Annotated in this window: 9 protein-coding genes; 8 read left to right on the plus strand and 1 reads right to left on the minus strand. The window is 67.7% G+C overall.

Translation table 11 applies throughout. From position 1 onward, the window contains the following. Positions 1–201 precede the first annotated feature (201 nt). From J7E68_RS05080 to J7E68_RS05115, 8 genes are all read left to right on the plus strand, one after another. On the plus strand, positions 202–1,167 hold the full coding sequence (locus tag J7E68_RS05080) for an ABC transporter permease (protein ID WP_215170455.1): 966 nt from the start codon (positions 202–204) through the stop codon (positions 1,165–1,167). Continuing rightward, positions 1,164–2,066, plus strand: coding sequence for an ABC transporter permease (locus J7E68_RS05085; protein ID WP_215170457.1), 903 nt, complete (start codon positions 1,164–1,166; stop codon positions 2,064–2,066). Before J7E68_RS05080 ends, J7E68_RS05085 begins: the two co-directional genes overlap by 4 nt. Then, a complete protein-coding gene (locus J7E68_RS05090; RefSeq protein WP_215170459.1) occupies positions 2,063–3,070 on the plus strand; it encodes an ABC transporter ATP-binding protein in 1,008 nt (335 codons plus the stop codon). The genes J7E68_RS05085 and J7E68_RS05090 overlap by 4 nt, the downstream gene beginning before the upstream one ends. Next, complete coding sequence (locus J7E68_RS05095) at positions 3,067–4,083, plus strand: ABC transporter ATP-binding protein (RefSeq protein ID WP_215170461.1); 1,017 nt, start codon at positions 3,067–3,069, stop codon at positions 4,081–4,083. Before J7E68_RS05090 ends, J7E68_RS05095 begins: the two co-directional genes overlap by 4 nt. A gap of 186 nt (positions 4,084–4,269) precedes the next feature. Continuing rightward, positions 4,270–5,607, plus strand: a complete 1,338-nt coding sequence (locus J7E68_RS05100; RefSeq protein WP_215170463.1) for an extracellular solute-binding protein — start codon at positions 4,270–4,272, stop codon at positions 5,605–5,607. Beyond that, complete coding sequence (locus J7E68_RS05105) at positions 5,604–6,554, plus strand: carbohydrate ABC transporter permease (RefSeq protein ID WP_215170465.1); 951 nt, start codon at positions 5,604–5,606, stop codon at positions 6,552–6,554. The genes J7E68_RS05100 and J7E68_RS05105 overlap by 4 nt, the downstream gene beginning before the upstream one ends. Continuing rightward, positions 6,554–7,459, plus strand: coding sequence for a carbohydrate ABC transporter permease (locus J7E68_RS05110; RefSeq protein ID WP_215170467.1), 906 nt, complete (start codon positions 6,554–6,556; stop codon positions 7,457–7,459). The genes J7E68_RS05105 and J7E68_RS05110 overlap by 1 nt, the downstream gene beginning before the upstream one ends. Positions 7,460–7,498: 39 nt before the next feature. After that, complete coding sequence (locus tag J7E68_RS05115; protein ID WP_215170469.1) at positions 7,499–9,022, plus strand: alpha-N-arabinofuranosidase; 1,524 nt, start codon at positions 7,499–7,501, stop codon at positions 9,020–9,022. A gap of 88 nt (positions 9,023–9,110) precedes the next feature. Here the strand turns inward: J7E68_RS05115 and J7E68_RS05120 are convergent. After that, positions 9,111–9,346: citrate/2-methylcitrate synthase (locus J7E68_RS05120; protein ID WP_285224864.1), on the minus strand; the 236-nt coding region annotated here is incomplete at its 5' end.

Below are 9,346 nucleotides of genomic sequence, written 5' to 3' on the forward strand. Positions count from 1 at the left end.
CGAAGGAGGCGGACGCGCGGAGCGCCGGGAACGTGCCGTCGCTGCCGCTGGACGCCGTGCCCAACGTGCTCCTGTGGAGCGACACGGTCGGCGGCCCGCTGCAGATCAACCCGGTCGAGGGTCCGTTCTGGAACCTGGCCGAGTGGGGCCTGGCCGGCTGAGCCGGGCCGGGCAGTCAGCGCAGGACAGGAACGAGGCGACATGATCACCTTCATCACACGACGGGTGCTGTACTCGATCCCGGTGATCATCGTCGCCTCGTTCATCCTGTTCTGGGCGGTGCGGTCGACGTTCGATCCGCTCGCCAAGCTCCGCCAGGCGCACGACCCGGCCGTGATCGCCCGCGAGATCGAACGACTGGGCCTTGACCGGTCGATCCCCGAGCAGTATTTCCTGTGGCTGCGGTCGCTGGTGGTCGGCGACTGGGGGCTCAGCACCCGCACCGGAACCCCGGTGCTGCCGCTGATCGGCGACGCGCTGTGGCCGACACTGCAGCTCGCCTTCTGGGGGCTGATCATCGCAGTGCTCATCGCCGGCGGCATCAGCGTCTATTCGGCCGTCCGCCAGTACTCGCTCGGCGACAACCTGCTCACCGGTGCCTCGTACATCGGCATCGCGATGCCGGCGTTCTGGTTCGGGCTCATCCTGATCCAGACCTTCGCGGTGTGGCCCAAAGAGGCTTTCGGTCTCAGCGAGCCGCCGCTCTTCTTCATCGGACTGCACTCGCCGGGCCAGACCGGGGTGCTCGACTACATCCGGCACCTGATCCTGCCGGTCGCCGCCCTCATGATCGCGCTGGTCGCCTCGTGGAGCCGGTTCGGGCGGGCGGCGATGCTCGACGCCCTGTCGAGCGACTACGTGCGCACGGCCAGGGCCAAAGGCGTGCCGCGTCGTCAGGTGATCTGGCGGCACGCGGTGCGCAACTCCCTGGCGCCGTTCGTCACGGTCGTCGCGCTCGATGCCGCGATCCTCATCGGCGGCCTCGTCGTCACCGAGCAGATCTTCGCGATCCCGGGCATGGGGCGGCTGTTCCTGCAATCGCTCGTCGCCGGCGACGTCTACGTGCTGCTGCCGTGGATGATCGTGGTCGCCGTCGCGGTCGTCATCTGCAACCTGATCGCCGACATCGCCTATGCGGTGCTCGACCCGAGAGTGAGGCTGTCATGAGCGGTGCAGGCATCGCCGGGCGTGAGGAGATCCTCGCCGAGCAGGATCCGCAGAAGGCGCCCACCCGTCAGCTGATCAAGGGCTTCCTTCATCACCGGCTCGCGGTGACGAGTTTCATCGTGCTGAGCATCCTGCTGATCGCGTGCTTCGGCGCCGGGTGGATCGCGCCCTACCCGCAGGGTCAGCAGGATCTGCTGCTCGGCCCGACGCCCCCGTCGGGTGAGCACTGGCTCGGCACCGACGAGCTCGGCCGCGACTATCTGAGCGAGATCCTCTTCGCCGGGCAGATCTCGCTCGCGATCGGCCTCGCCGTCGCGCTCCTGGCGACGGTCGTCGGCACAGCCCTCGGGGCCATCGCCGGATACGTCGGCGGGTGGGTCGGCGAGCTGATCATGCGTATCACCGACCTGTTCCTCATCGTCCCGGCGATCGCGCTGCTCGCGGTGATCCTGCAGGGGCTCGGGCCGTCGCCGACGACGATCGTGCTGGCTCTCACCGCCCTCGGGTGGACCTACATCGCCCGCGTCGTGCGCGCCCAGGTGCTGTCGCTCAGGGAGAAGGACTTCATCGACGCGGCACGCGGCATCGGAGCATCCGGATTCCGCATCGTCGTCTCGCACCTGCTGCCGAACCTCGCCGGCGTCATCGTCGTGGCGATGAGCCTCGCCGTCGCCTCGTCGATCATCGCCGAGTCGACCCTGAGCTTCCTCGGCTTCGGCGTGCAGCCGCCGCAGACCAGCTGGGGCTCGATGCTCAGTCAGGCCGCGGGATACGTGGGCACACCCCAGGTGTACCTGCTGTACTTCCCCGGCCTGTTCATCCTCGTGACCGTGCTGTGCGTCAACTTCATCGGCGACGGACTGCGCGACGCCCTCGACCCGCAGGGGAAGAACCTATGAGCACTGCAGAGATCCTTCTCGAGGTCGAGGACGTCGCGATCAGCTTTCCGACGGATGCCGGACTCGCTCGGGCCGTCGAAGGCGTGTCGTTCGTGCTGCGCACGGGCGAGACCGTCGGCATCGTCGGCGAATCCGGATCGGGCAAGTCGATGACCGCGATGGCGATCATGGGACTGCTGCCGAAGAAGGCGGTCGTCACCGGATCGATCAAGCTGCGGGGTCGAGAGCTCGTCGGACTCTCGGATGCCGAGCTGCGCGAGATCCGCGGCAAGGACATCGCGATCGTGTTCCAAGACGCCCTGACGGCGTTGAACCCCGTCATGCGCGTGGGGGAGCAGCTGATCGAGGCGGTGCGGGTGCATCACCCCGAGTCGACGGCTGCCGAGCGCAAGGCGCGGGCCATCGAGCTGCTCGATGTCGTCGGCATCCCCTCGCCCGAACTGCGGGTCGACCGTTTTCCGCACGAGTTCTCGGGAGGCATGCGCCAGCGCGTGATGATCGCGATGAGCATCGCGAACGAGCCCGACCTGCTGATCGCCGACGAGCCGACCACCGCTCTCGACGTCACGGTGCAGGCGCAGGTGCTCGAGGTGCTGCGTGAGGTGCAGCGGCGCACCGGCACCACGGTGCTGCTCATCACGCACGATCTCGGCGTCGTCGCCGGCACTGCCGACCGGGTGCTCGTGATGTACGCGGGCGGGCTGGTCGAGACCGCCGACGTCGACCCGCTGTTCTACGAGACCGCGCATCCGTACACGGCGGGGCTGCTCGCCTCGCTGCCGCGACTCGATCGCCGCTCGTCTCGGGACGAGCGTCTGTACCAGATCGCAGGTCAGCCGCCGGTGGCGACGGCGTGGCCCCGCGGATGCCGCTTCGCACCGCGCTGCGCCCATGCCGTCGCGGGTCTCTGCGATGCCGTGGTGCCGCCGCCGATCGAAGTGAGCGCCGGGCACACGGCCGCGTGCGTGCGGGTCGACGAGTGGCAGAAGGAGGTCGTGTCATGAGTGATCGCGTCGTGAGCGAGGTCGTACGAGGAGGCACGGGGCTGACCGTCGAGGACCTGGTCAAGGAGTACAAGGTCGGCGGCGGCCTGTTCGGTCGCACGCGCGACATCGTGCAGGCCGTGTCGGACGTGAGTCTGTCTATCGGCGCCGGCCAGACGTTCGGTCTCGTGGGCGAATCCGGGTGCGGCAAATCGTCGCTCGGACGCAGCGTCGCGCGGCTGCAGTCCAGTGACGGCGGCACGATCCGGCTCGGCGACGACGACATCACCACCCTCGAGGGCGGGCGCCTGCGGGCGCTGCGTCGTCGGGTGCAGTTCGTGTTCCAAGATCCCTACGCCTCGCTCAACCCGCGCAAGTCCGTGCGGGCGACGCTCACCGAACCGCTCGTGATCCACGGGCTGCACCGCGGCCACCACGAGCGGCGCGTCGAAGAGCTGCTCGCCCAGGTCGGTCTGAATCCCGCCCACGCCGACCGCTTTCCGCACGAGTTCTCGGGCGGTCAGCGCCAGCGGCTCGGCATCGCGCGAGCGCTCGCCGTCGAGCCCGAGGTGATCGTGCTCGACGAGCCGGTCAGCGCGCTCGATGTGAGCGTGCAGGCCGGGGTGCTCAACCTGCTCGACGACCTGCAGCGCGACCTCGGCCTCACCTACCTCTTCATCGCGCACGACCTGTCGGTGGTGCGGCACCTGAGCGATCGGGTCGGCGTGATGTACCTCGGCAAGCTCGTCGAAGAGGGGCCGGTCGATGAGCTGTACGAGCGGCCGTTGCATCCGTACACCCAGGCGCTGCTGTCGGCGATCCCCGTGCCCGACCCGCGAGCCGAGCGGGCGCGCGAGCGCATCGTGCTCACCGGGGATGTGCCGAGTCCGGTCTCGCCGCCATCCGGATGCCGCTTCCGCACCCGCTGCTGGAAGGCCACCGAGGTGTGCGCCGCGGTGGTGCCCCTCCTCGTCGACCACGGCGACACCCACGGCGTCGCCTGCCATCACCCCGCCGAGCGGGACGTGCTCTAGAGGCCGCGCCCGCCCGGCGCGCCGCGCCCATTCTCGGTTCCGGTCGCACTTCGTGCCGCCCGAACGCCCACGAAGCGACACGAACTGCGACCGGAAGGCCCCGGGAGGATCGGACTCTCTCTTGCGCAGACGATTACATCGATGTAATGATGGGCCGACCCCGCCCGCAGTCACGAAGGAGTGACGATGACGCCCCCGCTCGAAATGTCCAGACGGCAGTTCCTGACCGCCGCCTCCGTCACAGCCGCTGCGGCACTGCTCGCCGGCTGCGCCCCCGGCACCGTCCCGGGTTCGAACACCCAGACCCTGCAGTTCTGGCATCTGCTCTCGGGCGGCGACGGCGTGACCATGTCGCAGCTGCTCGACACCGCGAACTCGGCGCAGAGCGCGTACAGCATCCGCCCCACCGTGCTCGCCTGGGGCACCCCGTACTACACGAAGCTCGCCATGGCCGGTGCCGGCGGTCGCGCCCCCGACGTCGCGATCATGCATGCGACCCGCACCGTCGGCTGGGCGCCGGGCGGCCTGCTCGACACGTGGGACCTCGACCGGCTCGCAGGCCTCGGCGTCGACAGCACGAAGTTCCCGAAGCCGATCTGGGAGAAAGGATTCGTCGGCGAGAACATGTACAGCATCGCTCTCGACGCGCATCCGTTCGTCGCGATGTTCAACACCGACATCTGCGACGCGGCCGGAGTGCTCGACAGCGACGGACGCCTCGAGCAGACGTCGTCTCCCGACGAGTTCCTCGACCAGCTGCGCACGATCGGCGGCCAGGCCGAAGGGCATGCCCTCTCATACGGATACCTCGGCGACGGCGCGCAGATGTGGCGCCTCTTCTACACGTTCTACTCGCAGCACGGCGGCGCGATGGAGCTGCCCGCCGGCGGCAAGGCCGTGATCGACAAGGATGCCGCGGTCGAGTCGCTCTCGCTCATGCGAACCCTTCTCGACGGCGAGATCGCCCTCGCCCAGGCCGATTACGGCAGCGCGGTCGCCGAGTTCGCGACCGGCAAGAGCGGGATGCTGTTCACCGGCGTGTGGGAGCTGCGCACCATGCAGAACGCGAAGATCCCGTTCGACGCGACGATGATCCCCACGCTCTACGGCACCCCGGCTGTCTATGCGGACTCGCACTCGTTCGTTCTGCCGCACCAGACCAAGGCCGACGAGAAGAAGCGCGATCTGACCTATCAGTTCGTCGCCGACATGCTCAAGGGCTCGTTCGGCTGGGCCGAGGCCGGGCACATCCCCGCCTACCTTCCCGTCACCGAATCCCCCGAGTACGCCGACCTGATCCCGCAGGCCAACTACGCCGAGGCCGCCCAGCACGTGGTCTACGACCCCACCGCGTGGTTCACCGGATCGGGCTCGAACTTCCAGGCCGAGTTCGGCGCCGCCGTGCAGGGCGTGCTGCTCTCGGGCGATGACCCGGCCGCGGCGATCGACAGGTTCGAGGCGCGCGTGAACACGCTGCTGCGCCAACCGAACCCGGCCGACCCCGAGGGGACGTTCGTCTCATGACCACCGCAACCGACTCCACGCGCACGATCGTCACCGGCAGCAAGGCGCCCATCCCGATCCGCCGCGCCGGCTCCCGCAACCGCGAGCAGCTCATCAGCTGGGCGTTCCTCGCACCGTTCCTGATCGCCTTCGTGCTGTTCCTCGCCTGGCCCATCGTGCACGGCATCATCCTCAGCTTCACCGACCAGTCGCTCACCGGCGCCGGCGGAGCGTTCGTCGGCTTCGCGAACTATGCCGAGGCCCTGACCGACCCCGTCATGTGGCAGTCGATGGGCAACACGGTCTGGTTCACGCTGCTCTCCACCGTGCCTCTGGTCGTGATCGCGCTGCTCATGGCGGCGCTCGTCGACCGCGGAATCCCGGGCCAGTGGCTGTGGCGGCTGTCGTTCTTCATGCCGTACCTGCTCGCCTCGACCGTGATCTCGCAGATCTGGGTCTGGATCTTCAACCCGCAGATCGGCGCAGCGAACAACATCCTGAAGTTCTTCGGTCTCGAGCCGCTCGCCTGGCTGCAGAACCCCGACACCAACATGCTGTCGATCGTGATCGCCACCGTGTGGTGGACCGTCGGGTTCAACTTCCTGCTGTACCTCGCGGCGATGCAGAACATCCCCCCGCAGCAGTATGAGGCGGCATCCCTCGATGGCGCCGGCCCGTGGCGTCAGTTCTGGTCGATCACGCTTCCGCAGCTCGGACCCGCGACCGTACTGATCCTGATCCTGCAGATCCTGGCATCGCTGAAGCTCTTCGATCAGGCGTACCAGATGCTCGGCGGCGTCGCGAGTGACACCACCCGCTCGATCGTCCAGTACATCTACGAGGCAGGCTTCGTCAGCTACCGATTCGGCTACTCGGCCGCGATCTCCTATGTGTTCTTCGCTCTCATCGTCATCATCGGCGTCGCGCAGGCCTTGATCTCGCGCCGCCGGAAGGAGTCGCAGCTGTGATGTCCACCGCCACTCTCACCGAGACCATCACGACCACGAAGCCCGCGCGCACCCGTCGCCCGCACCTGCCAGGACAGAAGCCGTTCGGCGCGCTGCGCATCAGCGCTCTCGTCGTGCTCATCGTGCTCGCGATCGGCTGGCTGCTTCCGTTCCTCTGGGCGGTCGCGACCGCCTTCAAGACCGAGACGGATGCCGCCTCCGGCGACCCCTCGTGGATCGGCGCCACCGGGCCGACGATCGAGGCCTTCACCGCGATCCTGTCGCAAGGCAACGTCTACACCTGGGCGTTCAACAGCCTCTGGACCTCGATCGCCGTCACCCTGATCACCCTCACGATCTCGGCGCTGGCCGCCTATGCGTTCTCGCGGCTCGACTTCACCGGCCGCAAGTGGTTGTTCGTGGTCATCATCGCCTCGATCGTGGTGCCGCCGCAGGTGCTGATCATCCCGCTGTTCTACGAGATGCTCGCCTTCAACATGATCGACACCTACTGGGGCCTGATCCTGCCGCAGGTCGTCGCCCCCGCGATGGTGTTCATCCTGAAGCGCTTCTTCGACGCGATCCCGATCGAACTCGAAGACGCCGCCCGTGTCGACGGCGCCAGCCGACTGCGCATCTTCTGGTCGATCGTGCTCCCGCTGTCGCGGCCGATCCTGGCATCCGTCGCGATCTTCGTGTTCATCGGGGCATGGAACAACTTCCTCTGGCCGTTCCTCGTCATCAATGACACCACGCTGATGACGCTGCCGGTCGGACTCCAGACCGTCATCAGCGCCTACGGCGTGCAGTACGCCCAGGTCATGGCTCAGGCCGTGCTCGCGGCGCTGCCGCTGATCATCGTGTTCATCATCTTCCAGAAGCAGATCGTCAAGGGAGTCGCGACCAGCGGCTTCGGCGGTCAGTAGTCCCCCACCCGGCTCGAGAGCCAGAAATCTAGGAGAGCAATGTCTCAGGCCCGCATCACCATCGACCGCGACTTCACCATCGCCGACGTCCCCCGGAGGCTCTTCGGGTCGTTCGTCGAGCACATGGGGCGCTGCGTGTACACCGGCATCTACGAGCCGGGGCACCCGCAGGCCGACGAGCGCGGCTTCCGTCAGGACGTCCTCGCCCTGGTGAAGGAGATGGGTCCGACCGTGGTCCGCTACCCCGGAGGCAACTTCGTCTCGGGCTACCGCTGGGAAGACGGCGTGGGTCCGGTCGAGGACCGCCCGGTGCGCATCGACGGGGCGTGGCACACGATCGAGACCAACGCGTTCGGTCTGCACGAGTTCATGGACTGGGCGAAGGAGGCCGACGTCGAGGTCATGGAGGCCATCAACCTCGGCACCCGCGGCGTCGAAGAGGCACGGTCGCTCGTCGAGTACGCCAATCACCCGAGCGGCACGTACTGGTCTGACCTCCGTCGCAAGAACGGTGCCGAGCAGCCGTTCGACATCAAGCTGTGGTGCCTGGGCAACGAGCTCGACGGCCCGTGGCAGATCGGCGGCAAGACGGCGACCGAGTACGGGCGCCTGGCGCAGGAGTCGGCCAAGGCCATGAAGCTGGTCGACCCGACGATCGAGCTCGTCGCGGTCGGCTCGTCGGCGCGGTCGATGCCCACGTTCGGCACCTGGGAGCACACCGTGCTCACCCACGCCTACGACGAGGTCGACTTCGTCTCGATGCACGCCTATTACCAGGAGCACGACGGCGACGCCGAGTCGTTCCTCGCGGAATCGGTCGACATGGACGCGTTCATCGACGGCGTCATCGCGACCATCGACGCGGTCAAGGCCGCGGGCAAGCACACCAAGCAGGTCGACATCTCGTTCGATGAGTGGAACGTGTGGGATCAGGTGAAGTTCAACGACGTCGAGTCGGTCGAGATCGCCAAGGCGGGCTGGAAGCAGCATCCGCGCGTGATCGAAGACACCTACAACGTGACGGATGCCGTCGTCGTCGGCACGCTGCTCAACAGCCTGCTGCGCCACGGCGATCGCGTGAAGATCGCCAACCAGGCGCAGCTGGTCAACGTGATCGCGCCGATCCGCTCGGAGGAGAACGGCCCTGCCTGGCGCCAGACGAGCTTCTGGCCGTTCGAGCGCATGGCTCGCCTGGCCAAGGGCCGCATCCTGCGTCTCGCGGTGTCGGCACCGCAGATCGAGACCAAGCGCTACGGCGGGGTCGACGCGGTCGATGCGGCAGCCACGTGGGACGAAGAGACCGGTCGCGTCGTCGTCTTCGTCGCGAACCGTTCGCTCGACGAAGAGAGCGACCTGACGGTCGAGCTGCGCGGTCTCACGGGGCTGCGGGTCGTGAAGGCCGAGACGCTGACCATCCCCGAGGGAGGCGACCGCAAGACCGCGAACCTCGAGACCACGCAGGATGCCGTGCACATGGTGCCGCTCATGGCCGCCGAGGTCGTCGACGGCGCGGTGCGCGCGACGCTTCCGCCGCTGTCGTGGTCGGTGATCGAGCTCGCCTGATCCCCTGACACCGGAATCACCAGAGACAGAGATGCCCGGGTCCGTGGAGGACCCGGGCATCTCTGTGTCTGCGGTGAGCAGTGAGCGGTCAGCTCTCGATGTGACGCTCGTCGACGCCGTCGTAGAACGACAGCGGGCGGATCAGCGCGTTGGCGCCGGCCTGCTCCATGACGTGCGCCGTCCAGCCGGTCACCCGTGCCGCGACGAACAGCGGCGTGAAGGTGAGGGTGTCGAAGCCGACCAGGTTGTAGGCGGGGCCCGACGGGTAGTCGAGGTTCGGGTAGATGCCCTTGCGCGAGACGCACTCCGACGCGAGGGCGTCGT

Origin of the sequence: Microbacterium sp. ISL-103 (assembly GCF_018613995.1) — a bacterium.
Classification (GTDB): Bacteria; Actinomycetota; Actinomycetes; order Actinomycetales; family Microbacteriaceae; genus Microbacterium.

Bases quoted from the DNA above. Each gene is read 5' to 3' on its own strand.
- J7E68_RS05110 (WP_215170467.1), top strand. From the start codon at position 6,554: ATGTCCACCGCCACTCTCACCGAGACCATCACGACCACGAAGCCCGCG.
- J7E68_RS05080 (WP_215170455.1), top strand. From the start codon at position 202: ATGATCACCTTCATCACACGACGGGTGCTGTACTCGATCCCGGTGATC.
- J7E68_RS05090 (WP_215170459.1), top strand. From the start codon at position 2,063: ATGAGCACTGCAGAGATCCTTCTCGAGGTCGAGGACGTCGCGATCAGC.
- J7E68_RS05085 (WP_215170457.1), top strand. From the start codon at position 1,164: ATGAGCGGTGCAGGCATCGCCGGGCGTGAGGAGATCCTCGCCGAGCAG.
- J7E68_RS05095 (WP_215170461.1), top strand. From the start codon at position 3,067: ATGAGTGATCGCGTCGTGAGCGAGGTCGTACGAGGAGGCACGGGGCTG.
- J7E68_RS05115 (WP_215170469.1), top strand. From the start codon at position 7,499: ATGTCTCAGGCCCGCATCACCATCGACCGCGACTTCACCATCGCCGAC.
- J7E68_RS05105 (WP_215170465.1), top strand. From the start codon at position 5,604: ATGACCACCGCAACCGACTCCACGCGCACGATCGTCACCGGCAGCAAG.
- J7E68_RS05100 (WP_215170463.1), top strand. From the start codon at position 4,270: ATGACGCCCCCGCTCGAAATGTCCAGACGGCAGTTCCTGACCGCCGCC.